Origin of the sequence: Sphingopyxis sp. JAI108 (assembly GCF_013410105.1) — a bacterium.
In the GTDB taxonomy this organism is placed as follows: domain Bacteria; phylum Pseudomonadota; class Alphaproteobacteria; order Sphingomonadales; family Sphingomonadaceae; genus Sphingopyxis; species Sphingopyxis chilensis.
In genome coordinates this window covers 864,665-888,722 of record NZ_JACCCJ010000001.1, presented here as the reverse complement: position 1 = coordinate 888,722, position 24,058 = coordinate 864,665, and the positions used below count along the sequence as shown (strand labels likewise).

Annotated in this window: 22 protein-coding genes; 8 read left to right on the top strand and 14 right to left on the bottom strand. The window is 65.8% G+C overall.

Features of this window, described 5'->3' with window-relative positions:
• The first annotated feature begins 76 nt into the window (after nucleotides 1-76).
• The gene (locus HDC29_RS19390; protein WP_179494717.1) at nucleotides 77-2,053 is read left to right on the top strand and encodes an ATP-binding protein; all 1,977 of its coding nucleotides are present in this window, start codon (nucleotides 77-79) and stop codon (nucleotides 2,051-2,053) included.
• Nucleotides 2,054-2,074: 21 nt separating this feature from the next.
• Here HDC29_RS19390 and HDC29_RS04260 read toward each other — a convergent pair whose 3' ends face one another.
• From HDC29_RS04260 to HDC29_RS04250, 3 genes are read right to left on the bottom strand one after another with little or no spacing between them, the layout of a single operon-like run.
• Nucleotides 2,075-2,935 (bottom strand): hypothetical protein, encoded by an 861-nt coding sequence (locus tag HDC29_RS04260; protein WP_179494715.1) that lies wholly within the window; start codon nucleotides 2,933-2,935, stop codon nucleotides 2,075-2,077.
• Nucleotides 2,936-2,942: 7 nt separating this feature from the next.
• On the bottom strand, nucleotides 2,943-3,917 hold the full coding sequence (locus HDC29_RS04255; RefSeq protein WP_179494713.1) for a diacylglycerol kinase family protein: 975 nt from the start codon (nucleotides 3,915-3,917) through the stop codon (nucleotides 2,943-2,945).
• A gap of 5 nt (nucleotides 3,918-3,922) precedes the next feature.
• Entirely contained in the window at nucleotides 3,923-4,396 is a 474-nt protein-coding gene (locus HDC29_RS04250) for a DUF2141 domain-containing protein (RefSeq protein WP_179494711.1), read from the bottom strand.
• Nucleotides 4,397-4,529: 133 nt separating this feature from the next.
• Here HDC29_RS04250 and lptF point away from each other — a divergent pair, with 133 nt between their 5' ends.
• Together lptF and lptG are read left to right on the top strand one after the other, a co-directional pair.
• Nucleotides 4,530-5,741, top strand: a complete 1,212-nt coding sequence (gene lptF, locus HDC29_RS04245) for an LPS export ABC transporter permease LptF (RefSeq protein ID WP_179494709.1) — start codon at nucleotides 4,530-4,532, stop codon at nucleotides 5,739-5,741.
• Nucleotides 5,741-6,841: an LPS export ABC transporter permease LptG gene (lptG, locus tag HDC29_RS04240; RefSeq protein ID WP_179494707.1), complete on the top strand. Its 1,101-nt coding sequence runs from the start codon at nucleotides 5,741-5,743 to the stop codon at nucleotides 6,839-6,841. The genes lptF and lptG overlap by 1 nt, the downstream gene beginning before the upstream one ends.
• Nucleotides 6,842-6,938: 97 nt before the next feature.
• Here lptG and HDC29_RS04235 read toward each other — a convergent pair whose 3' ends face one another.
• The gene (locus tag HDC29_RS04235; RefSeq protein WP_373562793.1) at nucleotides 6,939-8,051 is read right to left on the bottom strand and encodes a fatty acid desaturase; all 1,113 of its coding nucleotides are present in this window, start codon (nucleotides 8,049-8,051) and stop codon (nucleotides 6,939-6,941) included.
• A gap of 126 nt (nucleotides 8,052-8,177) precedes the next feature.
• Between HDC29_RS04235 and HDC29_RS04230 the strand changes: the two genes are divergently transcribed.
• The 3 genes from HDC29_RS04230 (at nucleotide 8,178) to HDC29_RS04220 (ending at nucleotide 11,964) form a co-directional block, all read left to right on the top strand.
• Nucleotides 8,178-9,344 carry an N-acetyltransferase gene (locus HDC29_RS04230; protein ID WP_179494702.1) on the top strand — a complete coding sequence of 389 codons (1,167 nt, stop codon included), beginning with the start codon at nucleotides 8,178-8,180 and terminating at the stop codon, nucleotides 9,342-9,344.
• Between the two features lie 64 nt (nucleotides 9,345-9,408).
• Nucleotides 9,409-10,839, top strand: coding sequence for a DUF1800 family protein (locus tag HDC29_RS04225; RefSeq protein WP_179494700.1), 1,431 nt, complete (start codon nucleotides 9,409-9,411; stop codon nucleotides 10,837-10,839).
• A gap of 3 nt (nucleotides 10,840-10,842) precedes the next feature.
• Nucleotides 10,843-11,964 carry a DUF1501 domain-containing protein gene (locus HDC29_RS04220; RefSeq protein ID WP_179494698.1) on the top strand — a complete coding sequence of 374 codons (1,122 nt, stop codon included), beginning with the start codon at nucleotides 10,843-10,845 and terminating at the stop codon, nucleotides 11,962-11,964.
• 30 nt (nucleotides 11,965-11,994) lie between these two features.
• Here HDC29_RS04220 and xth read toward each other — a convergent pair whose 3' ends face one another.
• The 7 genes from xth to HDC29_RS04185 all read right to left on the bottom strand — a co-directional run bounded on the left by xth (nucleotide 11,995) and on the right by HDC29_RS04185 (nucleotide 18,878).
• Entirely contained in the window at nucleotides 11,995-12,765 is a 771-nt protein-coding gene (gene xth / locus HDC29_RS04215; protein ID WP_179494696.1) for an exodeoxyribonuclease III, read from the bottom strand.
• A 40-nt stretch (nucleotides 12,766-12,805) separates the two neighbouring features.
• Nucleotides 12,806-13,147, bottom strand: a complete 342-nt coding sequence (gene erpA / locus HDC29_RS04210; RefSeq protein ID WP_179494694.1) for an iron-sulfur cluster insertion protein ErpA — start codon at nucleotides 13,145-13,147, stop codon at nucleotides 12,806-12,808.
• Between the two features lie 91 nt (nucleotides 13,148-13,238).
• Complete coding sequence (locus HDC29_RS04205) at nucleotides 13,239-13,913, bottom strand: M23 family metallopeptidase (protein ID WP_257018024.1); 675 nt, start codon at nucleotides 13,911-13,913, stop codon at nucleotides 13,239-13,241.
• A gap of 143 nt (nucleotides 13,914-14,056) precedes the next feature.
• Nucleotides 14,057-14,848, bottom strand: coding sequence for a ferritin-like domain-containing protein (locus HDC29_RS04200; RefSeq protein ID WP_179494689.1), 792 nt, complete (start codon nucleotides 14,846-14,848; stop codon nucleotides 14,057-14,059).
• Nucleotides 14,848-15,312: a peroxiredoxin gene (locus tag HDC29_RS04195; protein ID WP_179494687.1), complete on the bottom strand. Its 465-nt coding sequence runs from the start codon at nucleotides 15,310-15,312 to the stop codon at nucleotides 14,848-14,850. The genes HDC29_RS04200 and HDC29_RS04195 overlap by 1 nt, the downstream gene beginning before the upstream one ends.
• Entirely contained in the window at nucleotides 15,309-18,017 is a 2,709-nt protein-coding gene (locus HDC29_RS04190; protein ID WP_179494685.1) for a bifunctional [glutamine synthetase] adenylyltransferase/[glutamine synthetase]-adenylyl-L-tyrosine phosphorylase, read from the bottom strand. The genes HDC29_RS04195 and HDC29_RS04190 overlap by 4 nt, the downstream gene beginning before the upstream one ends.
• 66 nt (nucleotides 18,018-18,083) lie before the next feature.
• A complete protein-coding gene (locus tag HDC29_RS04185; RefSeq protein WP_179494683.1) occupies nucleotides 18,084-18,878 on the bottom strand; it encodes a response regulator in 795 nt (264 codons plus the stop codon).
• Nucleotides 18,879-19,088: 210 nt separating this feature from the next.
• On the opposite strand from HDC29_RS04185, the gene HDC29_RS04180 reads away from it, so the two are divergent.
• Nucleotides 19,089-19,259: a NepR family anti-sigma factor gene (locus tag HDC29_RS04180; protein ID WP_179494681.1), complete on the top strand. Its 171-nt coding sequence runs from the start codon at nucleotides 19,089-19,091 to the stop codon at nucleotides 19,257-19,259.
• Between the two features lies 1 nt (nucleotide 19,260).
• Here the strand turns inward: HDC29_RS04180 and tgt are convergent, their stop codons facing one another.
• The 3 genes from tgt to HDC29_RS04165 form a co-directional block, all read right to left on the bottom strand.
• The gene (tgt, locus tag HDC29_RS04175) at nucleotides 19,261-20,385 is read right to left on the bottom strand and encodes a tRNA guanosine(34) transglycosylase Tgt (protein WP_179494679.1); all 1,125 of its coding nucleotides are present in this window, start codon (nucleotides 20,383-20,385) and stop codon (nucleotides 19,261-19,263) included.
• Nucleotides 20,386-20,431: 46 nt separating this feature from the next.
• Nucleotides 20,432-20,920 carry a hemerythrin domain-containing protein gene (locus tag HDC29_RS04170; protein ID WP_179494677.1) on the bottom strand — a complete coding sequence of 163 codons (489 nt, stop codon included), beginning with the start codon at nucleotides 20,918-20,920 and terminating at the stop codon, nucleotides 20,432-20,434.
• Between the two features lie 62 nt (nucleotides 20,921-20,982).
• Complete coding sequence (locus HDC29_RS04165; RefSeq protein ID WP_179494675.1) at nucleotides 20,983-23,172, bottom strand: EAL domain-containing protein; 2,190 nt, start codon at nucleotides 23,170-23,172, stop codon at nucleotides 20,983-20,985.
• A gap of 219 nt (nucleotides 23,173-23,391) precedes the next feature.
• Between HDC29_RS04165 and HDC29_RS04160 the strand changes: the two genes are divergently transcribed.
• Entirely contained in the window at nucleotides 23,392-24,057 is a 666-nt protein-coding gene (locus tag HDC29_RS04160) for a helix-turn-helix domain-containing protein (RefSeq protein ID WP_179494673.1), read from the top strand.
• Nucleotide 24,058: the final 1 nt, after the last annotated feature.

The window sequence follows — 24,058 nt, the reverse complement described above, 5'->3', positions numbered from 1 at the left end:
TTCCTTTTCGGGGCGAATTGAACCCGCGCGGCCTTCGGTGCTTTGCGACGCACCGCTTGTCCGGTAAGAGATGCGCGTGTTCGAGCGGGATATCGAAAGCGAAAATGACGGCCGGCGGGAGCGTATTCGCTTCTGGTCGACGATCGTCCTCGGCGCGATCCTGACCGGTGTGGTCGGAGCGCTCGTCCTTCTGCTCGCCCGCGCCAACGACAATTACGACCGCTCGCTCGGCTGGCAAACGCAGAGCATGGAAGTCATTTCGCAGACCCGATCGGTCGATGCCGCTATCGCGCGCGCCGAAGCGGCGCTCGGCCGCTTCGCGGTCGGGCTGCAGAAAGAGGACGGGCGCATCTATGAATATCAGTGGGGCCGCGCGCGCCAGTTCATGGCGCGGCTGCAGCGCAACGTGCGCGACAATCCGAAACAGATGGCGCTGGTCGAACAACTGACGCGCGAGATGGACAGCCGCGGCGAGCAACTCGGCGATGCCGCACTGAGCGCCAATTACAACCAGACCGTCGCCGCCATTTCCAAATTTTACGCGGCCGGCAAGGGCGAGGGGCTGGGCCGGATCGACAAGCTGCTTTCCGAAATCATCGCCAACGAGCGCGCCCTGCTCAGCGACCGCAACCGGTTGGCGGCCGCCGATCGCGCCAGCCTCAACCAGGCGATCCTGCTCTTTTCGCTGCTCGGCGCGGCTGCGGCGGTCATCGCGATCGGCGCGACATTCTCGTTGATTCGCGCGGAGACGGAACGGCGCCTCGCGCGGCGCGAGCAGCTGGTCGAAAGCGATCGCGCCGCGCAGCTTGAAGCGGCGGTCGAGGAGCGCACCGCCGAGCTCGCCCATGCGAACGCGGCGCTGCGCAGCGAAATGACCGACCGCGAAGCCGCGGAGGCGCAGCTGCGTCAGGCACAGAAAATGGAGGCCGTCGGCCAGCTGACCGGCGGCATCGCGCATGATTTCAACAATATGTTGGCGGTCGTCGTCGGCGGCCTGGAGCTTGCGCAGCGCTGGCTTCCCGATACGCCCGAAAAGGCGCAGCGCCACCTCGCCAACGCGCTCGACGGCGCCAATCGCGCCGCCGACCTGACGCGGCGCCTGCTGACCTTCGCCCGGTCGGAGCCCGCGCGGCCCGAAATGACCCCGATCGACGAATGCATCGCAAGCTTTGCGCAATTGATCGAGCGCACGATCGGCGACCGGATCGCGTTGACGCTCGATCTTCAGGCCGAAGGCCGCGCCTGCTGGATCGACCGGCAACAATTCGAAAACGCCCTGCTCAATCTGGCGGTCAATGCGCGCGACGCGATGAACGGCCATGGATCGCTCACGATCCGCACGCAGGGCGACCGCGAAGGCATGGCGGCGGCGCTCGCGGTGCAGGTGATCGACACCGGCTGCGGCATGTCGCCCGAAGTTCTCGAGCGCGTCTTCGATCCCTTTTACACCACCAAGCCTGCGGGCCAGGGCACCGGGCTCGGCATGAGCCAGGTCTTCGCCTTCTGCCGCCAGTCGGGCGGCGAGGTGCAGATTTCGTCGACCGAGGGCGAAGGCACGAGCGTCGCCATGCTGCTGCCCATCGCAAAACCGTTGGCCGACACCGTGGACGACACGGCCCCGGGCGATGCCGCCGCGCCCGCGACGCCCGCCGACGCACTCAGCATTCTGGTGGTCGAGGACGACGCGCGCGTCCTGGCCGCGACGGTCGATGCGGTCAGCGAGCTCGGCCATACCGCGGTCGCGTGTGGCAATCCAATGGAGGCCGAGGCCCTGGTCGAAGGACGGCTGGCCGAAGGCCGCGGCGGTTTCGACCTGATCCTCTCCGACGTGCTGATGCCCGAACTCACCGGCCCCGAAATGGTCGCGCGATTGAAACAGCGCTGGCCCGAACTGTCGGTGCTGTTCGTGACCGGCTATGCGGGCGATGCCAGCGAGGACGCCGCCTTCGGCGACCATGACGTGCTGCGCAAACCCTTCACGCTCAGCGCGCTCGACCAGGCAATCCGGCGGAGCGGCGAGCATCGGCCCGACGGTCAGCGGCTGGCGAGTTGAGCCTTTCGGGTCGCTGACTCCTCAGCGGATCGCGCCGCCCCGGATCAGACGCGGCACAAGCGTCAGCGCCGCGACGAGCGGCCAGCGGCGCTGCCACGGCTTGATTTCGATCTTGGTCCCGGCGTGGCGATTGATCTTCCACGCCAGATAATCGATCCCCCCGGCATAGGTCAGGCTCGCCTTGGCGAGCCGGGCGACGCTGAGCAGCTTGCCTTCGAGCCGCCGGCGCGCCCATCCTCCGGCGCGCGCGCTCTTCGGGATCGCCACGATCGCGGGTGCACCGAATCGTTCGTAACGGGCAGCATCGGCATCGACGACCGACTGCGCGCGGCCGGAGCGTTCGGCGCGCAGCTCGACCGAATAGGTCAAGGAAAAGGCGCGGCGCCACCAGTCGAGCGACGCTTCGCCATCGACCCGGCCCGCCGCCGCGAGCAAGGTCGGCGCGGCGCGCGATACCGCCGCGACGGCGCGGTCGCGCGCGGTATCGTCGACTGCCCAGGCGAGCCGCGACGGCTGGGCGAAACGCGCCCACACCGACACGTTGCGCGTCTCGGGTCCGTTCAGCCGGTCGAAATCGGCTTCGCTCAGCACCGCATATTTCGCGATCAGCCCGCCGTGCTGAAACGGAAAGACATTGGGCGGAATCAGCCGGTTCGCCGCGGCCATCCAGCGTTTCGGATAGGCGTCGCCATAGTCGGAAACGATCAGATAGAAATCGAGCATCAGCCCGTCTAGCTCGCTTTCGCGCAGGCAACTGCCATAAAAGAGCACCGCGCGCGCGCTGCCCGGATATTGGGCGGCGAGCGCCGCCGCCATCGCGGCGACGCGCGGTTCGACGGGTCCCCCGAGTTCTTCGCGGACGAGTTCGGACAGGGTGGACATGAAAGGCTCAGGCGGCGAGGCGCAGGAAGGGAACCGGCTGCGTCGAGGTCAGGATGATCGGCATGCCGTTCTTGGCCTGGAAGATTTCGCCGTCGAGGATGACGTTCGAGCGTTCGCCTTCGATACGGATTTCGTCACCCTGCTGGAAATGCACGCCCTCGAGCTGCTTTTGCCCCAGCGTCCCGCGCCAGGTCGCGCCGAGCATCCGGAACAGCGCCCCGACATTGCTGTCGGTCGCGAGCAGCTTCATATTGCCGTTCGTGCCATAGGCTTCGCTGGTGCGGATGCTGAGCAGCAGTTTCTCGAGCGTCGTGACGATCAGAAGCGAGAATTTGCCCTTGAACTCGCCTTGGCGGACCAACGACACCGTCATCGGCTCGGGCTTGGGCGGCAGCCGCCCGCCGCCGATACCGAAGATGATCGCGAACAGCGCGAGCATCGCCGCGAGGAAATGCGAGATCCCGTTGGGCAGGCCGAGCGGATAGATGCGATTGCGGCAATAGAGCATCACGTCGGCGAGATAGGCGCCGCCGAGGAACATGCCGAGCACGGGGCGCGATTCATCGCCGCTGTCGAGCGAGATCAGCTGGCGTTCGATCACATGGTCTTCGAGCCGGCCGCTCTCGACCAGGTCGACGACGCGCTGCAACGCCTTGATCGGATCGCCCTCCGCCCCGAGGTCGAGCGCGATCAGATTGGTCTTGCCGTTCGGAAGCACCGCGACCGGCGGCGGCGAACCGCCGAAATGGCCGCCCGAGTAAAGTTCGGTCAGCGCCGCCTGCACCGTGCCGTCGCCGCCGTTGATGACGACGATGCGCGGACTGACCATCGCCATCGTGCGGATCGCTTCGCCGATCTGGTCGACGTCCTCGACTTCGTAATGGAAGATGTCGGGATGCGACGCGCAATATTCGCGAACCTGCGGCAACAGGGCACGGTTGCCCGTCGAACGTGGATTCGAAAGGAGCGCGACGCTGGCCATATCCGTTACATATATTTCATCGTGATCGAGATCTTCTTGGGCGCATCCCCGACCGAAAAGGCCGTCTTCTTGTAGCTCGGCTTGCCGAGGTTGAAGATGTTGATGCTCGGATTGTTCGACATCCCGCCGCCATCGCGGGAGATGTCGGTCTTGCCGTTGCCGTTGACGTCGTGACGCACCGCGATGCCGTACACGCCCGCTTCGGGCAGCGGCACGCAGACGGTCATCGAACCGGCGCGTGCCGGCACTTCGATACGGGCGAGCCAGCGGCCCTTCTCCAGCCAGTCAGCCGACGTGCCGCGATAGCTTTGCACGCGAATCTTGCCGGTCGACGCCTTGACGCCGCTGATCTGGACCAGCGTCGACGGGCCGCTCTTGCACTGCGACAGATCGTTCGAGATGACCCGGCCTTCCGCCTGCGCCGATGCGGCGAAAGCCAGCACGGAAACGCCAAGCAGTGCGGATACAAATTTCGACATGACCTCAAAACCTCCAGAGGCTATAGCCATCCCAGCGAGCGCGAGAGCGCGCGCTGACATGGGTCCCTGTCGCCCTTGAATCGGCATATCGGAAACAACTGCGGCCAAATCATGGTGATGGGGCGACGAAAGATTGAATAAGCTGCCTGCCATCGACCGCTATATCGCGCGGCTCATTTTCTTCCCGATGCTCGGCACGCTCGTCCTGTCGGCGATGCTGCTCGTGCTCGAAAAGATGCTCCGCCTCTTCGACTTCGTCGCGACCGAGGGCGGCCCCGTCAGCGTCGTGTGGCGTATGCTCGCCAACCTCATCCCCGAATATCTTTCGCTCGGCATCCCGATCGGGCTGATGCTCGGGATTCTCCTTGCTTTCCGAAGGCTTGCGACGTCGAGCGAGCTCGACGTGCTCAAGGGCGTGGGGATGAGTTTCGGGCGGTTAATGCGCATCCCCTTCGCCTATGCGATCGCGCTCGCGGCGCTGAACCTCGCGATCGTCGGCTTCATCCAGCCGGTTGCGCGCTATGCCTATGAAGGGCTGCAGTTCGAATTGCGCTCGGGCGCGCTCGGCGCATCGATCAAGGTCGGCGAATTCACCAAATTGGGCGACCGCATGACGCTGCGCATCGAGGAAAGCTATAATGACGGGCGGGCCTTGCGCGGCATCTTCGTGCGCGGCGAGCAACGCGACGGGCAGCGCGTGTCGGCGACCGCGGCGCGCGGTCAGTTCCTGGCGACCGACGATCCGAACACGATCATCCTGCGCCTGTCGCAAGGCGTCCTGATCCATGAATCGCCCAAATTTTCGGTGCCGCGTGTCCTGACCTTCGACAATCACGACCTGCCGATCCCGCTGCCCAAGATCGAGGCGTTCCGCCTGCGCGGCGGCGCCGACCGTGAAATGACGATTCCCGAGCTGTTCGTTGCGGGCAAGGACAGCAGCCAGCCCGAACAGACGCGCCTCGAATCGCGGGCGAATTTCCACTTCCGCATCGTCGAGGTGATGTCGATGTTCCTCATCCCGCTGATCGCCGTCGCGCTCGCGATACCGCCGAAACGATCGACATCGTCGCTCGGGGTCTTCCTGTCGATCGTGCTGCTCGTCACCCAGCACAAGATCAACCAATATGCCGAGGATCTGGGCGCGCGCGGGACGATCGATCCGCTGATCGCGCTCTGGGTTCCCTATCTGCTCTTCGCGGCGCTGGCGGTCTGGATGTATTATACGATCGCGCACGTTCCCGGCGGGCAGCCGATCGGCGCGCTCGAACGCGTCGCCGCCAAGGCGGCGCAGAAGATCCGCGGCCTGCTCAGCATGTTCCAGCGCGACAAGATACGGCAAGCCTGATGCACCAGCTTCATTTTTTCCCGTCGCGCACGATGGCGCTCTATGTCGGCCGCCTCTTCCTCGTCCGCTCCTTCTCGATCCTTTTCGCGCTGGTGCTGATTCTCCAGACGCTCGACCTGCTCGGCGAAAGCGGCAAGATCCTCGGCGTCGCGGGCAACAGCGATGCGGACGTGTGGCGCTATGTCGGGATGCGGCTGCCGCAGATCATCGAGACCTTCCTGCCCTTTTCCGTGCTGCTCGGCACGATATTGACGATGGTGACGCTCAACCAGAACAGCGAGGTCATCGCGATGAAGGCGGCGGGCATGTCGGCGCATCAGGTGCTCGCGCCGCTGTTCCTCGCCGCATTGCTCGTCGCGGGGATCAGCTTCGCTTTCAACGAACGCATCGTGACGCGCTCGACCGCGGCGCTCAGCGCGTGGCAGAAGGTCGAATATAAAAAGGTCCCCAAGGACAGCGGCATACGCACCAATATCTGGGTTCGCGACGGCGACGACCTGATCAACGCGACGACGGTCGATACCAGCGGCCCGACGATCGTCCTCGGCTATGTCACGATTTACGAGCGCACCGGCGGCGTGCTGTCGTCGATGCTCTCGGCCGACAGCGCGCGCGCGGTTGCGGGCGGCGGCTGGGAACTGACGAACGCGCGGCGCTTCATGCGCCGGTCGGGCACGCTCGAACCCCTGGGCACGATCATCGCGGCGAAAAATGTGCGCCCCGACCAGTTCACGCTCGCGCAGGTCGACGGCGACGAGTTGCCCTTCCTCCAGCTCCGCTCGGCGATCGCCGACCTCGAGGCCGCGGGGCGTCCCGTCGGCGCGCTCAAGGGCGTGCTCTGGCACAAGATTTCGGGGCCGCTGTCTGCGATATTGATGCCGCTGCTGGGCGCCGTCGCGGCGTTCGGCCTCGCGCGATCGGGCAAGCTGTTCGTGCGCGCGATCATCGGCATGGGGCTTGGTTTCGCTTATTTCGTCGCCGACAATTTCGCGCTCGCGATGGGCGATCTCGGCGCCTATTCGCCCTTTCTTGCGGCGTGGGGGCCGTTCATATTGTTTGCGCTGATCGGCGAGATGATCTTGATACGGACCGAGGAATAATCGGGACCGTCATTGCGAGGAGCCGAAGGCAACGCGGCAATCCAGTGTAAGCGTAAACCGCCCTGGATTGCATCGCTACGCTCGCAATGACGAACTGTTAGGCGGCGCCCCGCGCCGACCCGGCAACCAAGTTCATCACCAGCTTCGGCAGGCTGTCGTAATTCGCACCATGATATTGCGAGTCCGACGGCAGCGCGTCCTTCAGGCGGCGGTGCGCTTCGGCGAGCGAATGATAGGGAACGCCCGGCAGCAGGTGATGCAGCGCATGATAGCGCAGCCCCACCGGCGCCCACAATTCGGGCAGCAGGCCCGGCGGCGGGACGTTGACGCTGTCGAGGAACTGGCCCGTGACGGTCAGCACCGCACCGTCATTTTCCCAGAGGTGCGCGACGAGGGTGCGGATCTGGTTGAGCACCAGCGTCGCGGCGGCGATCGCGCCGAAGATGACCAGCGCGCGCAGCGGCACCCAGCCGAACACGCCGGCTGCGATCAGCAGGCTCGACCACGCCCAGGCGCCGCCTTCCTGCCACGCCCACTGGCGGCGGAACTCGCCCTCCGGCGGCTTGCGGCGGAACAGCGGGTTGATGATCATCCCCGAATAGCGTTCGACGACGATCCGGCGCAGCGGCGGGATCAGGAACGACAGCGGGGTCAGCACCGCATAGCGGAAGACGAGCGCGAGCGGCGCAAATGCCGCTGCGACAACGAACAACGGCACCGTCCACGGCTTCATCAGCGCGAGCGGCAGATATTCCGGGTCCTCGACCGTGCCATATTTGGTGCGGTTGTGGTGCAGGCTGTGAATGCCCTCATACATGAACGACGGGATCAGCAGCGGCACGCCGACGAGGATGTTCCAGGCGAGGCGGAAACCCGGCAGCGCGTTCTTCCGGATATGCGTCAGCTCGTGAATGAAGCTCCCCGCGCGGTAGAGCGCGACGACCGCAATTACCGCGGCGACCAGCATCCACGCGGTCGAGGGCGCAAGGATCGCCGCCGCGATGCCGGCATAGCCGACGAAAGTCGAGGCGAGGAAATCGGTCCAATAAATGCGCGCGCTCGGCTGCACGAGATCGCGCGTCAGCTCCGAAGCCGCGCGGATCATCGCCATATCGTCCGCGATCGCGGACTTCGGCAACTTATCGGCATCCGCCGACGGGGGAACCGGCGCCGCCGCGGGCGTCGACAGCCGGTCGACAAGAGTGTTCATCGCTAACATAGGCGGATCTTCACCATGATTTCGTGGCAGCAAAATGGCCGAATGCGGGTCGCCAGCGCCATTTCTATGCCCTAATGCGTCGCCACAAATATAGGGTTGGCTTTTCAGGAAACCAGTATGAGTGCGCACAACCAAGGCCCGATCACCATTCATCCGGTCAAGGACAAGGACGACCTGCGCGAGTTTGTCGAGCTCGCTTTCCGGCTCAACCGCGGCGATCCGGCGTGGGTCCCGCCCCTGAAGAGCGAGGTCTACGGCCTGCTCACCCCCGGCAAGAATCCGTGGTTCGAACATGGCAAGGCGCAGTTTTTCCTCGCGCGGCGGGACGGGCGCACGATCGGGCGCATCTCGGCGCATATCGACGAACTCGCGCTCGCCCAGCCCGCCGAACAGGGCATGGGGCCGGGCACGGGCAATTGGGGGCTGCTCGAGGCTGAGGATGAGGCGAGCGCACAGGCATTGCTCGCCGCGGCCGAGGATTGGCTCCGCACGCAGGGCATGCACCGCTCGCTCGGCCCGCTGTCGATTTCGATCTGGGACGAACCCGGCCTGCTGATCGAGGGTTTCGACAACCGGCCGACGGTGATGATGGGGCACAATAGCCCGCTCTATCGCGGCTGGGTCGAGGGCGCAGGCTATCGGCCGGTCAAGCAGTTGCTGAATTACGACGTCGCGATCGACGACGGATTTCCCCCGATCGTCAACCGCATCGTCGCGGCGGGCGAGAAGAACGCCCGCATCCGCATCCGCAAGGTCAACAAGCGCCGCTTCGATGCCGAGGCGACACTGATCATGGGGCTGCTCAACGATGCATGGTCGGACAATTGGGGCTTTGTCCCGCTGACCGACAGCGAAATCGCCTATGTCGGCAAGAAGCTGAAGGATATCGTCTTCGAGGATCTGATCCGCGTCGCCGAAGTCGACGGCGAGCCGGTCGCGTTCATGATCGTGCTGCCCAACATCAATCAGCTGCTGATCGACATGGACGGCTCGCTGCTTCCCTTCAATTGGGCGCGGCTGCTGTGGTGGCTGCGGAGGCCGCAGAGCCATATCCTGCGCGTGCCGTTGATGGGCGTCGCGAAGAAGCTGCAGAACAGCCGCATGGCGAGCACGCTCGCCTTCATGATGATCGAATATATCCGCCGCGACGCGGTGCGCGATTATGGCACCAAGCGCGGCGATATCGGCTGGGTGCTCGACGACAATCAGGGCATGAACGCGGTCGCCGAAGCAATCGAGGCCAAGGTCAACCGGGTGTATCAGATTTACGACAAAATGCTCTGACCGCTGGGACAGCTTTGCGACAAATGACAGCCATCGTGCGTTGGGAGCACGGAAAGGCTTTGTCATGGCAGTCCAGTATCTTGCCGCAAATCGCTTCGGGCTTGGCCGCCGCTTCGACGATCCGGCGGTGGGCGATCCGAAAGACTGGCTGATCCGCCAGATCGGCGATTACGACCCCGCCCCCGCAGCCATCGCCGACCTCGCGGGGCGCGAGGCGATCGCGACCGCCTATGCCGAATATCGCGACGAGCGGCAGGCGATGCGCCGCGAAGCGAAGAATGCGGAAATGCGCGACGACGACGGCAATGCGGTCGAGACGATGCGCCGCATGTCGCGCGCCGGTTTTCGCCGCCACTATGGCGAGGCTGCGAGCGCGCGCCTCGCTGCCGCCGTCGCGACGCCGACGCCCTTCGCCGAACGCCTCGTTCATTTCTGGTCCAATCATTTCGCGATCTCGGCGGACAAGCAGACCGTCGTCGGCTTCGCCGGCAATTACGAGAATGACGCGATCCGCCCGCATGTCATGGGCAAATTTTCTGACCTCTTGAGCGCTGCGGTCCACCACCCCGCGATGCTGCTCTTTCTCGATCAGGCGCAAAGCTTCGGCCCCGACAGTCCGTTTGCGGCCCGCGTACGCAATCGTGGCAAGAGGCAGGCGCCGGGGCTCAACGAAAATCTGGCGCGCGAGATCATGGAGTTGCACACGCTCGGCGTGCGCGCCGGCTATACGCAGGCCGATGTGACGAATTTCGCCAAGGCGCTCACCGGCCTGACTGTCGCCGGGATCGGACGCGGTGCGGGACAAAGGCTGATGCCCGCCGACACACGGCCGGGCGAGACCGTCTTCGTCGATCGGCTCCACCAACCCGGGGCGCTGACCATCCTCGGCAAGCGTTACGACCAGCCGGGCGGGCGCCAGGCCGAGGCCGTGCTGCGCGACCTTGCCGTCCACCCCGCGACCGCGCGCCACGTCGCGACCAAGCTCGCGCGGCATTTCACGTCCGACGAACCGCCCGCGCCGCTCGTCGACCGGCTGGCTCAGGATTTCGAACGCACCGGCGGCGACCTGCCTTCACTCTATCGCACGCTTATCGCCTCGCCCGAACCATGGACGGCGGCGCCGACGATGTTCAAATCGCCATGGGACTGGACGGTGTCGATGCTGCGCGCGCTGAAAACGCCCGGGCTCGGTGAGCGACAGAATATCGCCGCGATGTTCGCCCAGCTCGGCCAGCCGGTGTGGCGCCCCGGTTCGCCCAAGGGCTATGACGATATGGTCGCCACCTGGGCGGGATCGGCGGCGCTCATGCAGCGCGTCGAACTCGCCAGCCGCATCGCGGGCCGGATCGGCGACCGCGCCGACGCGCGCCAGCTCGCCCCACTCGTCCTTGCCGACGCGCTCACCCCTGAAACGAGCCAGGCCATCGCGCGCGCCGACAGCCCCGGCCAGGGGCTCGCGATGCTGTTCGCCAGCCCCGCCTTCTTGCGGAGATAGACGATGATCCTTTCACGCCGCTCGATCATCCTGTCGGGGATCACGGTCGCCGCCGCGGGCGCGCTGCCCGGTTTCGCCTATGCTGCGGCGGGCACGCCCAAACGCCTCGTCTTCGTCATCCAGCGCGGCGCCGCCGACGGGCTCGCCACCGTCGCGCCGACGGGCGATCCCGCCTTCGCCGCCGCGCGCCGCGCGATGGCGGACGAAACCGCGGGCGGCGCGAAGCTCGACGCGATGTTCACGCTCCACCCGGCCCTCGCCCAGACGGCGGGCCTCTATACCGGCAAGCAGGCCCATTTCGCGCATGCCGTCGCCACGGCCTATCGCGACCGGTCGCATTTCGACGGACAGAATATGCTCGAAGGCGGCGGATCGCGCCCCTATGGCCGCGACGACGGCTGGGTCGGGCGGCTGCTGACGCTGCTCCCCGCGGCCGAGCGCGACGCGATCGCAATCGCCCCCGCGGTGCCGCTCGCACTGCGCGGATCGGTGCAGGTGGGCACCTATGCGCCGAGCCGCCTGCCGCAAGCCGACGCCGACCTGATCGCGCGGTTGACCGCGATGTATGCCGACGATCCCCTCCTCCACCCGCTGTGGGACAGCGCGGTCAAGACGCAGGAACTGGCGAGCGACATTGGCGGCAACAACGGCCGCAACGGCGCCGAACTCGGCAAGCTCGCGTCGTCGCTGATGCTGCCCGCCGATGGCGCGCGCGTGATGATGGTCGAAACCGGCGGCTGGGACACGCACAGCGGCCAGCGGAACCGCCTCGCGGCGCAATTGCGCGGGCTCGACCAGTTGATCGGCGCGCTGCAGACGGGGCTCGGCCCGGCGTGGAACGACACGCTGGTCATCGTCGCCACCGAATTTGGCCGCACGGTCGAGGTCAATGGCACCGGCGGCACCGACCATGGCACCGCATCAACCGCGATGCTGCTCGGCGGCGGTCTGGCGATGGGCGGCAAGGTGTCGGCCGACTGGCCGGGGCTTGGCGCCGCGGCGCGCTATGAGGGGCGCGACCTCAAGCCCACGCGCAACCTCGAAAGCGTGATCGCGAGTACGGTCGCGCATCATTATGCGCTCGACCCGAAACGCGTGATGACGACGCTGTATCCTGACGCCTGACCCCAAGGCCCAACGCCATTGCGATGCGCTTTACGCCAGCACCGCCCACGTCGGCGCGTGGTCGCTCGCCTTCTCGCGCCCGCGATGATCCTTGTCGACGCCCGCATCGACCAGCCGGTCGGCGAGCGCGGGGCTGAGCAGCAGATGGTCGATGCGGAAACCATGGTCGCGCTGCCAGCCGCCCGCCTGATAGTCCCAGAAGGTCCAGATGCCGCCCGCCGGATGGCGGCTGCGGATTGCGTCGGTCCAGCCGTCGCCGAGCAGGCGGAACCATGCGTCGCGCGAATCGGGCTGCATCAGCGCGTCGGTCGACATCGCGCGCGGGTCCCACACATCGTCGTCGTGCGGGATGACGTTGTAATCGCCGGCCAGGATCGTCGGGATTTCGCTCGCGAGGAGGAATTTCGCGCGCTCGCGCAGCCGCGCCATCCAGCGCAGCTTGTAATCGAATTTCGGTCCCGGCTGCGGATTGCCGTTGGGGAGGTAGATCGACGCGACGCGCAGGCCGTGAACGTCGGCCTCCAGATAGCGCGACTGCTCGTCCTCATCCTCGCCCGCGAGCCCGCGCTGCGTTTCGACGGGCTGCGTCCCCTTCGCCAGGATCGCGACGCCGTTGAACCCCTTTTGCCCGTGATAGAGGAAGCCATAGCCCGCCGCCTCGATCTCCTTGGTCGGCATCGTCTCGTCGCTCGATTTCAATTCCTGCAGGCAGGCGATATCGGGCTGCGTTTCCTCGAGCCATTCGACAAGACGCGGCAAGCGGGCCTTGATCCCGTTGATATTGAAGGTCGCGATTTTCATGGCCGCACCTATGCCAGCAAGCTGGCAGCTTAGAAAGGCGTCAGATCGAGAAGCTAGAGCCGCAGCCGCAGCCCGAGGCCGCGTTGGGATTTTCGACCTTGAACGACGAACCGCCGAGCGAATCGACGAAATCGACGATGCAGCCGCGCACCAGGTCGATGCTGACCGGATCGACGACGAGTTTCACGCCATCGGTTTCGGTGACGATGTCATCGGCGTCGATGCTTTCGGCAAGACCGAAGCGATAGGTGAAGCCCGAGCAGCCGCCGCCATCGACCGCAAGGCGTAGCGCGGCCTCGCTTTCGCCCTTGCGGTCGGCGATCCAGCGGACGCGGGCCGCGGCGGCGGACGAGAGGGTGATATCGGAAAGCTGTGTGGCCATGACCGCTAGATAAGGGGTCGTGCGCAAATGAAAAGGGCGCCGCGACGGTTACCCCGCCTGGCGCCCCTCCTCTCCGACCCTGTAAAAGCTCTTATTCGGGACCGCCCATGGCGACATTCTTGCCCGTGATCGCGGCGATCGCCATCTGGTCCGAGCGAACGAACGGCATCGGATTGACCGGCGCGCCTTCGATACGGACTTCATAATGGAGGTGGTTGCCGGTCGAACGGCCGGTCGAACCGACATAGCCGAGGATGTCGCCCTTCTTCACCTGCTGCCCGGGGCGCACGATGTAAGACGACATATGGCCGTAGCGCGTCTGGATCGCATTGCCATGTTCGACTTCGACATAATTGCCATAACCGCCAAGGCGCTGCGCGCGACCGACGATGCCGTCGGCGGTCGCATAGATCGGGGTGCCGCGCGGCGCCGGAATATCGATGCCGTTGTGGCGCGCGACCTTGCCGGTGACCGGATGGACGCGCATGCCGTAGGACGACGAGAGCGACATCTGCTCGATCGGGCGGCGCGACGGGATCGCGACACCGATCGAGGCGGTCAGGCCGGTGTCGAGGCGTTTCCACGCCTGAAAGATCGCGCGGGCTTCGCTGTCCTCGCTGGCCGACGGCACGCCAGCGTCGAAGCTGTCGTCATCGGGTTCGTCGGGAGCGACAATGCCAGCGTCGGCGCTGGTTTCGGCGGCGTGGACGGCCGGGGTGGCCGCTACAAAACATGCTGCGGCGCAAAATATTGCGACTTGGTGCAACTTCTGCGCCAGAAGAGTGTTAATCAAAACAACGACCCCGCGTTTGCCATGTCGCCAAAGCCCGGAAAAAGGCCTTGGCGCCGGTGTTTCTTGGTTTGGATGATTGCTCATCCCCCGCGGAAGCCTGTGTGCTGTTCCAATCCTTACGAAGCAATAACGGCGTAGAATTCTTGCGTTAAACCGGCACGTCGGCGCGCCGAGTCGTTGAACGGCGGTTTCAAACCGCCGCGAAAGCGCGATTTTACTAGGGCGTGCCACGTTTCGACGGCGTTGAATCCCATTTCATCGCACTTTTGCCGGAACCAGAGTGTGCCGGCGCTCACATGCCGGATTTCATCGTTGTAAATACGCAATAAAATCTTTGCGGAAACCGCATCGCCCGCGCTGCGGAAGCGCTCGACCGTCGCGGGCGTGACGTCGAGGCCGCGCGCTTCGAGTACCATCGGCACGATCGCGAGGCGCGCAAGCGCATCGTCGGCGGTAACCTGCGCGGCTTCCCACAGCCCCGCGTGCGCCGGAAGCGCGCCATAGTGACTGCCAAGCTGGCGAAGGCGGCGGTCGAGCAACGCGAAATGCATCGCCTCGTCGGCGGCAACCCCGATCCAGTCGTCGACGAACGCGCGCGGGAATTCGCCGCCAAAGCGGCCGACCAGATCGACCGCGAGGTCGATCGCGACGAATTCGATGTGCGCGAGCGCATGGAGCAGCGCGATGCGGCCGCGTTCGGACCCGCCCTTGCCGCGCTTGGGCATCTGGTTCGGTGCGAGCAGTTCGGGTTCGGCGGGCCAATCCGGCCGCTCGGGCATCGGCGTATCGCAGCGATGTTCGATCTCGCCGCGCCGCCACGCCCGCGCCAAGCGGCGCGCCGCGCGGCGTTTGTCGTGCGGGTCCGGCGTCAGCAAGACCACGCGCGCGGCTTCGCCCAGGCTCGGCATCAGAGCGCCTTGGCGGCCTCCAGCACGGCGTCGGCATGCCCTTTCACGCGCACCTTGCGCCACTCTTTCGCGAGCTTGCCGTCAGGCCCAAACAGGAAGGTCGAACGTTCGATACCCATATAGGTGCGGCCGTAATTCTGCTTTTGGGTCCAAGTACCGAACGCCTCGCACACCGCGCCATCCTCGTCGGAGGCGAGCCGGACGGTCAGGCCATATTTGTCGCGGAACTTGCAGAGCTTTGCCGGCGCGTCGCGCGATACCGCCAGAACCTGCGCGCCCAGATGCGCGAATTCGGGCGCGAGGCGAGTGAAATCCTGCGCCTCGGTCGTGCAGCCGGGCGTATCGGCCTTGGGATAGAAATACACGACAAGCGGCGCCCCCTTCATCGCCGCAAGATCGATCGCCGCGCCGTCAGCGTCGAGAAGTTTCACGGCGGGAATGGCATCTCCGATTGCGAGGGTCATGTCTTGCTCTCCTGTTGCGCCGGGCGAATCAACGCCCACCAGTTCGCGATCTCCTGCCGCGCCATGTCGTGCGCGGCAAGCAGCTGCGGCCAGCCCGGCTCGCCACACGCTGCCGCGACGAGCCCCCGTGCCGCGACGGTCGCGGGTTCCCCGTCGGGGGCGGTGAGGCGCAGCATGACGAGCATGCGCGCGAGCAGGCGGTGCGCGTCGCAGACTTCGGCCGGCGCCAGGCCCGCCGCCTTCAGGCACGCCAGCGCCGCCGCGATATTCGGATCGTGGCACCGCCCGCTCGCGAGCTGCGTCACCTGCATCGCGAATTCGAGATCGACGAGCCCGCCCGGCCCGCTCTTGATATCGAGCGCGCCTTTCGCGGGCTTGTGCGCGGCGATCTTGTCGCGCATTTCAGCGGCATCGGCGGCCAGTTTCGCCGGATCGCGGGGGATCGCCAGCAGCTCGGCGATGATGCGCTCGACCTCCGCGCGCGCTTCGTTGGAACCATAGACCGGCCGCGCGCGAAGCAGCGCCATATGCTCCCACGTCCACGCCTCTTCGCGCTGGTAGCGCTCGAAACTGTCGACCGTCACGACGAGCGGGCCCTGTGCCCCCTGCGGCCGGAGACGCGTATCCACGTCGTAAAGCTTGCCCGCCGCGGTCGGCACCGACATCGCCGCGGTCACGCGCTGCGCGAGGCGGTTGTAATAGGTTGTAGCCCCCAGGGGACGCGGCCCGTCCGATTCGGCCAGATGATCGCCGGTGAACAGATAGATGAGGTCGAGGTCCGACGCATGCGTCAGCGCCCTGCCGCCGAGCCGGCCGAGCGCGAGCACGACAAGCTCGCTGCCGTCGATGCGGCCATGCGCGGCGACGAATTCGGCGACCGTCGCATCGGCGAGCACCTGCAGCGCGGCTTCGGCGAGTTCGGAATAGCCGCCCGCGATCGTAAGCGGGTCGTTCGCCCCCGCGATCAGTTGCACCCCATAAGCGAAACGCCGCTCGCCGACGCGGTCGCGCGCACGGTCGAGCAGCCGCTCATAGTCGAGGCCGGCCAGCCCCGGCGCCCATTCGGCGAGCAGCTCGGCCTTCGTCGCCGGCGCCTCGAACGCGCGCTTGTCGATCAGTCCCTCGATCAGTTCGACGCGCGCACCCAGCGCCTCGGCCAACGTCGGCGCGAGCGACAGGGTGCGCGTCGCGATCTTCGCAAGTTCGGGCTGCGCCGCGAGCAGGTGGAAAAAATTGATCGCGCTGGGCAGACCGCCGACGAGCTTGTCGAAGCGCAGCAGCGTGGCGTCGGGGTCGGGCGCTGCGCCGAGCGCTTTGACCAATTCGGGGAGCACCGTTTCGAGCGCACCCTGCGCCGCGGGACTACGCAGCGCGCGCTGTTTGCCACCGCGCCATTCTGCGATCGTGCGCAGCGCCGCATCGGGCGGGTCGAACCCCGCCGCCGCGAGTTCCGCCGCAAGGCCGCCCTCGTCGCGGGGAAGACCCGTCGTCGTCGCGCGTTCGGCGACGAGCCGGTCGTAACAGCTGCCGACGTCGGCGACGACGGGATCGAGCGCCGCGAGCAGCGCCGCGCCGTCAGCCTCGCCGTCGAGCCGCGCGACGCAGTCGAGTGCGGCGGCCTGCGTCGGCAGGCTGTGCGTCTGCTGGTCCTCGATCATCTGGAGCCGATGCTCGATGCGGCGGAGCGTGGCATAATGGCCCGACAGGCGCGCCGCGACTTGGGGTTCGACCCGTCCGGCCGCGGCTAGCGCGGCGAGCGCATCGACGGTCGCCGGCACGCGCAGCGACGGATCGCGGCCGCCGTAGATGAGCTGGTGGACCTGCGCGAAAAATTCGATCTCGCGGATGCCGCCGCGCCCGCGCTTCAAATCGAAACCCGGTCCGAACGCCTGCCCCTGTGCGAAATGGTCACGGATCCGGTCGCTCATCGCGCCGATTTCCTTGAGCTGGCGAAAATCGAGGCTGCGGCGCCATATGAAGGGCTGGATCGCCGCAAGGAAATTCTCGCCGAGCGCGCGGTCGCCCGCCGACGCGCGGCTGCGGATGAACGCCGCCTGCTCCCATGCGAGCGCTTCGGATTCATAATAGGAGATCGCGGCGCTTTCGGGGAGCACGATCGGCGTCACCTCCGGATGCGGACGAAGCCTGAGGTCGACGCGCAGCACATGCCCGTCGGCGGTGCGCGCCGACAGGATTTCGACCATCCGCCGCGCGATCCGCACCGCCGCCTCGTCCGGGTCGTCGCGCGAGCGCCGCGGCAGCGTTTCGGGATCGAAGATCAGGATCGGGTCGATGTCCGACGAATAGTTGAGTTCGTGGCTCCCGAGCTTCCCGAGCGCGATCACCGAAAGGCCGCGCGGCGCCTCACCCGGCACGCGCTCGGCAAAGGCGGCGGCGAGCGCGGCATCGCACGCCGCATCGGCGAAATCCGACAAGAGCCGCGTCGTCGTCCTGACATCATGCTCGCCCGACAGGTCGCCGAGCGCGAGCAGCAGCGCCGTCCGGCCGCGCCACCGGCGCAGTGTGCGCATGATATCGTCGTCGACCGGCGGCGGCGCAACGGCCGCGAGGGCGGCGTCGGTGCCCTCGCTCAAATAGCACGTCACATCGTCGGGATTAAGCTCGGCGAGCCGCGCTAGGAACGGCGCATGGGCTGTAAGCCGGTCGAGCGCCGACTGGCGGCTGGAAACGTCCATGATCGTCATGGCCCCGCCTATCACCCGCGCCCATGAAGGTGGCAACCCCCACCCCGTCAATGACGAACGGATAGATTAGGCCGGAATCGTGCTTTCGTCGAAGAACAGCACTTGCGAGATCGCCGCGCGCAGCGTCGCGGGCTGATACGGCTTGGTGAGCAGGAAGGCCGGCTCGGGGCGGTCGCCGGTGAGCAGCCGTTCGGGAAAGGCGGTGATGAAGATGACCGGCACTTTAAGGTCGGTGAGGATTTCCTGCACCGCCTCGATCCCCGAGCTGTTGTCCGCGAGCTGGATGTCGGCGAGCACGAGGCCGGGCTGGTGCTTCTGCGCCTCGTCGACCGCCTCGCGGTGCGTCGTCGCGACGGCGACGACGTCATGGCCGAGGTCGCGGACAATCATTTCGATGTCCATCGCGATGATCGGCTCGTCCTCGATGATCAGGATGCGCGCGCGCGTCTGGCGGTCGATCTCGTCGGTCGCGTCGGCGATCAGCGAGCGCACCGCCTCGGCATCGCGGCCAATGATGCGCCCCGTGTCCTCGGCACTGAAACCTTCGACCGCAGTGAGCAGCAACGCCTGCCGCGCCAGCGAGGGAATGCGGCGGAGCCGCGCGTCGGCAATCGCGATATCGGTCAGCGTGTCGCTGTCGTTCGCCGCCGCCTGTTCGGCCATCAATCCGAAATTGTCGTGTACCATCCGGTACAGCTGGATGCGCAGGTCGGCGCCGGTATCGATCGCCCCGGGGTCGGCCACCAGCGTTTCGAGCAGCCGGGCGACCAGCGCATCGCCGTTCTGCTGGCTTCCGGAAACGGACCGGCCATAACGCCGCAGATAGGGAAGGTGCGGCGCAACCGACTGACCCAATGACATATTTTACCTCCTGATAGCCCTAAAAAACCGGGGTGGACGCGTCCGGAAAAGGGACAAGCCCCCATGCCTCCCCGCCACCATCCGATATATTTCAACCTTTGGGAACGATTTAGCCTTAAAATAGTTTCATGGCGAAGGAACAAACGCGCCATTGCTCTTTGGTGTATGCGCGGTTAGCAAAAGGCCCTATGTTCAGCGGATGCCTCGATAATGTCGTCTAAAGCCGGTTCGCCACGCAGCGAGGCCTCCGGTAAGCACGCGGATAAAAAACCCCCGGCCAAGGGACAGGACGTCAACGGCGCCCTGCGCCGCGCCTATGAATCGACGGTGGACGAGACGATTCCCCAATCCTTGCTGGACCTGCTGAGCAAACTCGACTGAGTCAGCGCTTATAGCGCGCGTCGAAATCGCTCTGGAACGACGAGAAGCTGCCCGCGGCGATCGCGTCGCGCATTCGCTGCATCAGATCCTGATAGAAATGCAGATTATGCTGCGTCATCAGCATCGCGCCGAGCATCTCGCCCGAGCGGACGAGGTGATGCAGGTAGGCGCGCGACCATGTCGCGCACACGGGGCACCCACAGCCTGAATCGAGCGGCGCCTGATCCTCGGCGAATTTGGCATTGCGGATATTGATCGGGCCATCCCAGGTGAACGCCTGCCCGTTGCGTCCCGATCGCGTCGGCAACACGCAATCGAACATATCGACCCCGCGCGCGACGGCGCCGACCAGGTCGTCGGGCTTGCCCACGCCCATCAGGTAGCGGGGGCGATCGGCGGGAAGCTGCGCGGGCGCATAGTCGAGCACGCCGAACATCGCCTCCTGCCCCTCGCCGACCGCGAGCCCGCCGATCGCATAGCCGTCGAAGCCGATATCGGTCAGCGCCGCTGCCGAGCGCGCACGCAATTTCTCGTCGAGCGACCCCTGCTGGATGCCGAACAAGGCCGAGCGCGCCGTATGTTCCTCGCCCGCATCGAAGCCGGCGCGGCTGCGCGCGGCCCAGCGCATCGAGCGTTCCATGCTCGCCTCGGCGCGCTTGGCATCGACGCCGTTCGGAGGGCATTCGTCGAACGCCATCACGATATCGCTGCCGAGCAGGCGCTGGATCTCCATCGAGCGTTCGGGGGTGAGCATGTGGCGCGAGCCGTCGAGGTGGCTCTTGAATGCGACCCCCTCCTCGCTCTGCTTGGTCAGCGCGGACAGGCTCATCACCTGATAGCCGCCGCTGTCGGTCAGGATCGGCCGGTCCCAGCCCATGAATTTGTGAAGCCCGCCCAGCCGCGCCATGCGTTCGGCGGTGGGGCGCAGCATCAGGTGATAGGTGTTGCCAAGGATGATGTCGGCGCCGGTCGCGCGAACCTCTGCGGGGCGCATCGCCTTCACCGTCGCAGCGGTGCCGACGGGCATGAAGGCCGGCGTGCGAATCTCGCCGCGCCGCATGGCGATGACGCCGGTGCGCGCGGCGCCATCGGTCGCGGCGACCCGGAAAGCGAATCTGTCGGTCATGGCGCGCGCCTATGGCGAGCGCCGCGCCAAAAGTCGAGCGCCGCGGCTAGTCGCGCGCCTCTTCGCTCGACGGCTCTTCTTCGGCCGCCTTGGCCTTTTCCTTCGGCTTTTCCTTTTCGAAGATCTTGATCAGTTCCTTCTTGCGCGCATCCGAAAGCTCCTTTTCGGCGGCGGGGAACATCTCTTCCTCCTCCTCGTCGATATGGTGGAGATAGCGGTCCTTCATCGTGCGGAAGCGCGTCAGCCAGCCGGTCGACGAAAAGTCCATCTCGTATAATTCGGTCAGGAAATCCTCGATTTCCTTGTGCTCGGCGACGCTATGCTGCGCTTCATCGCGCAGGTCGGGGTCGGCGAGCATCGTCGCATAGAGCGACATTTCCTCGGACGCCGCATGCGCGGTCACCTCGACGCGAAAGCTTTCGAACAGCGTGCGGCGGTCGTCGCTGTCTCCGTGCGTCGCGTCGATCCGGTCGAGAAGCTCGCGGTGGCGGTCGTGGTCGGCCTTCAGGCGCGCGAAGATTTTGGTTTCGGTCATGTCGGTCTCCGTCGGTTGGCGGTTCGGAGACAGAACGGGTCAGCGCGAGGCGGGTTCCGGCGTCACGCCTCTTTCCAGTCGTTCGTCGTCGTGAAGGTCGGCAGCGCGAGCGCGCTCGTCTGCTGCGCCGCCGCCGCGATCAGATAGGGGGAGACGCGGTGGCGCGTGCACAGCCCGCCATTGCCGTCGCTGACCATCGTCTGTTCGAATTCGACGCCCTGCTGGTGCTTCGCCGAGCGGCGGACCGTCGCGGTGACGAGCTGCCCTTCCCCGAAATCGATCACGAAGCGCGTGCCCACGGGCACGTCCAGGATCCCCTCGATAAAGGCGCCCGTCGTCGACAGGTTGCGGATGACGACGTTATAGCGATGATTGTCGTGGATCGCGCCGACCTTGCGGAACATCGAAAAACGGTCGTTGCGCTGGCGCGCCGGCCCCGTGGGCTTGATCGTCCACGATCCCCTCTCGGCATGTTCGATCAGGTCGGCCTGCGGCACCGGCTTGCTGTAGATATAGCCCTGGACGTGGCTGACGTTGAGCTTGCGGATCAGCTCGAGCTGGTCGAGCGATTCGATGCCCTCGGCGGTCGTTTCCATCTCCAGCGCCTCGGCGAGCGCGACGATCGCGGCGATGATCGCGGCGTTGCGCGACCCCGGTATCGTCGCGTCGCGAACGAAGCTCTGGTCGATCTTGATCTTGTCGAACGGCGCCGATTGCAGATAGCCGAGCGACGAATAGCCGGTGCCGAAATCGTCGAGCGCCAGGCGAACCCCGAGGTCCTTCAGCGCCTTGAACATCTGGTTCGTTTCGGCCGTGTCGCCCAGGAACACGCTTTCGGTGATTTCCAGTTCCAGCCGGTCGGGGGCGAGGCCCGTCACGTCGAGCGCCTGCGCGACGACCTTCGGCAGGTCAGGGTTGGCGAACTGGATCGGCGAGACGTTGACCGCGACACGCATGTCGCCCGGCCAGCCCGCGGCGTCCTCGCACGCCTTGCGAAGCACCCATTGGCCGAGCTTCCAGATCAGATTGGCTTCTTCGGCGATCGGGATGAACACTGCCGGCGAAATCACACCGCGCTCGCGGTGGGTCCAGCGGATCAGCGCCTCCACGCCCGTCACCATGTTCGATTTGGAATTGACGACCGGTTGATAGCAAAGCGTGATTTCACCGCGCGACAACGCGTCGCGCAGATCCTCTTCAAGCATCCGGCGGTGTTCGGCCGCCTGGTGCAAATCGCTCGAATAAAAGCTGAAGCGGCCGCGACCGTTGCCCTTTGCCGCATAGAGCGCCAGATCGGCGTTGCGGACAAGGTCGTCGCTGCTCTCGCCGTCGAAGGGGGCGATGGCGACGCCGACCGACGCCCCGATGATGCAGCGGCTGCCCTCGACCGAATAGGGCTGCGACAGGCTGGCGATAATGTCGGTCGCCATGTCGCCCAATTTGCCGCGATCCTCGATATCGGGCAGGATGATCTGAAATTCGTCGCCGCCGAGGCGGCTGACCATTTCGCGGTCGCCGACGATCTTGAGCAGCCGTTCGGCAACCTGTTTCAGCAAGGCATCGCCCGCCGGATGGCCGAGCGTGTCGTTGACCTGCTTGAACCGGTCGAGGTCGAGCAGCATGATCGCGCACGAGCGTTGCTGCTGCGCGAACGCGGCGAGCGTCGCGTCGAGCTTTTTCGAAATGTTGAAGCGGTTGGCGAGCCCGGTGAGCGAATCATAGAGCGCCAGCCGCGACGCGTCCTCGGCCGAGCGGCGTTGCTCGGTGATATCGGTGCCATTCCCCCGGTAACCGGTGAATTTGCCCGAACCGTCGAACTGCGGCCGACCTGAAATCGCCCACCAGCGGTCGTCACCCTCGAACGCGCTGCGCAGCGGCAGCTCGTGAAATTTCGACTGCTTGGTCAGCAGGAAGGGCAAGGTGCGCTGACGCTCGCCCTGGCTGTCGACGGGCAGGAACAGCTCGGTGAAGGCGGTGCCGAGCAGTTCGCCGGTCGTCCGGCCCATCAACCGCGCCACCGAATCGGTAATATAGGTCAGGCGTCCCTTCGCGTCGGTCGACCAGAACCAACCCTGACCGCTTTCCTCGTAGTTCCGGAGCAGCAGCAGCGCGTCATGGGTGTGCAGGTTCGCCGCGGCATCGCCGCGCTGTTTGCCGATGCGGGAGCCGAGCATCCCGAAAAAGCCGCGATGGGCTTCGTCGATATCTTCCTGTCCCCGGTCGCCGGATTCCATCCGCGATGGCACATCCATCCAACAAACTCTTTATCTGATCCCGCCACTTGTCCGGCCGCTATGCGCGGCAACAGATTGCGATAGTGTAAATATCCAAGGACTTGCTCCAATACGAAACATCGGGAGCGGGATCACTCCGCGCGGGCGCATCGCCACCCTCGTGACTTTCACTCATCCTGCCTCATTAACCTTCCCAAGAAGCCAAATGTTAATATGGGCCTCGCGATGGGTGCGCGCATGGCAATGACTGTATATCTGAACGAAGTTCCGCGAACGGCGGGCAAGGGCCGCGCGTCGCGGCGGCAGCTGCGGCTGCCGCTGCACGGATCGAAGGCGACGGGCGCCGAGATCGAGGCGCTGGTCCACAATATTTCGGCGACCGGCATGCTTGTCGAAAGCGCCGCGGCGCTGGAAATCGGCGAGGTGATCGAGGTCAACCTGCCGCACAGCGGCAAGACGGCGACCAAGGTCATCTGGACGAGCGGCCGCCTTGCCGGGTGCCAGTTCGAAATGCCGATCTCGTCCGCGACGCTCAGCGCCGCGCAGCTGCGGAGCGTGGTGGGGCCGGATGCCCATCCCCCTGAAGACCTGCCCGCCGCCACCACGGAAAGCTTCGGCGTCCGCCTGCAACGGCTGCGCACGGCGAAGGAATTGACCCAGGGACAGCTCGCGGTCCGGCTGGGAGTCAGCGAACCGTCGATCTCGGCGTGGGAGCTCGACAAGGCGCGCCCCAAGGCCGGCCGGATCGAGGCCCTGTCGGAGGCGCTCGGGGTCGAAATTTCCGAACTTCTAGGGTTCGACGAGGCAGAAAATCTGAACGAGCTGGTCGCCAAGGCCAAGGCGCAAATCGCCAAGGCGGCGGGCGTCGATCCCGACAAGATCAGGTTCACCATCGAGATCTAGA

Bases quoted from the DNA above. Each gene is read 5' to 3' on its own strand.
- HDC29_RS04260 (WP_179494715.1), bottom strand. From the start codon at position 2,935: ATGTCCACCCTGTCCGAACTCGTCCGCGAAGAACTCGGGGGACCCGTC.
- HDC29_RS04255 (WP_179494713.1), bottom strand. From the start codon at position 3,917: ATGGCCAGCGTCGCGCTCCTTTCGAATCCACGTTCGACGGGCAACCGT.
- HDC29_RS04250 (WP_179494711.1), bottom strand. From the start codon at position 4,396: ATGTCGAAATTTGTATCCGCACTGCTTGGCGTTTCCGTGCTGGCTTTC.
- lptG (WP_179494707.1), top strand. From the start codon at position 5,741: ATGCACCAGCTTCATTTTTTCCCGTCGCGCACGATGGCGCTCTATGTC.
- HDC29_RS04235 (WP_373562793.1), bottom strand. From the start codon at position 8,051: ATGAACACTCTTGTCGACCGGCTGTCGACGCCCGCGGCGGCGCCGGTT.
- HDC29_RS04230 (WP_179494702.1), top strand. From the start codon at position 8,178: ATGAGTGCGCACAACCAAGGCCCGATCACCATTCATCCGGTCAAGGAC.
- HDC29_RS04225 (WP_179494700.1), top strand. From the start codon at position 9,409: ATGGCAGTCCAGTATCTTGCCGCAAATCGCTTCGGGCTTGGCCGCCGC.
- HDC29_RS04220 (WP_179494698.1), top strand. From the start codon at position 10,843: ATGATCCTTTCACGCCGCTCGATCATCCTGTCGGGGATCACGGTCGCC.
- xth (WP_179494696.1), bottom strand. From the start codon at position 12,765: ATGAAAATCGCGACCTTCAATATCAACGGGATCAAGGCCCGCTTGCCG.
- erpA (WP_179494694.1), bottom strand. From the start codon at position 13,147: ATGGCCACACAGCTTTCCGATATCACCCTCTCGTCCGCCGCCGCGGCC.
- HDC29_RS04200 (WP_179494689.1), bottom strand. From the start codon at position 14,848: ATGCCGAGCCTGGGCGAAGCCGCGCGCGTGGTCTTGCTGACGCCGGAC.
- HDC29_RS04195 (WP_179494687.1), bottom strand. From the start codon at position 15,312: ATGACCCTCGCAATCGGAGATGCCATTCCCGCCGTGAAACTTCTCGAC.
- HDC29_RS04190 (WP_179494685.1), bottom strand. From the start codon at position 18,017: ATGACGATCATGGACGTTTCCAGCCGCCAGTCGGCGCTCGACCGGCTT.
- HDC29_RS04185 (WP_179494683.1), bottom strand. From the start codon at position 18,878: ATGTCATTGGGTCAGTCGGTTGCGCCGCACCTTCCCTATCTGCGGCGT.
- HDC29_RS04180 (WP_179494681.1), top strand. From the start codon at position 19,089: ATGTCGTCTAAAGCCGGTTCGCCACGCAGCGAGGCCTCCGGTAAGCAC.
- tgt (WP_179494679.1), bottom strand. From the start codon at position 20,385: ATGACCGACAGATTCGCTTTCCGGGTCGCCGCGACCGATGGCGCCGCG.
- HDC29_RS04170 (WP_179494677.1), bottom strand. From the start codon at position 20,920: ATGACCGAAACCAAAATCTTCGCGCGCCTGAAGGCCGACCACGACCGC.
- HDC29_RS04165 (WP_179494675.1), bottom strand. From the start codon at position 23,172: ATGGATGTGCCATCGCGGATGGAATCCGGCGACCGGGGACAGGAAGAT.
- HDC29_RS04160 (WP_179494673.1), top strand. From the start codon at position 23,392: ATGGCAATGACTGTATATCTGAACGAAGTTCCGCGAACGGCGGGCAAG.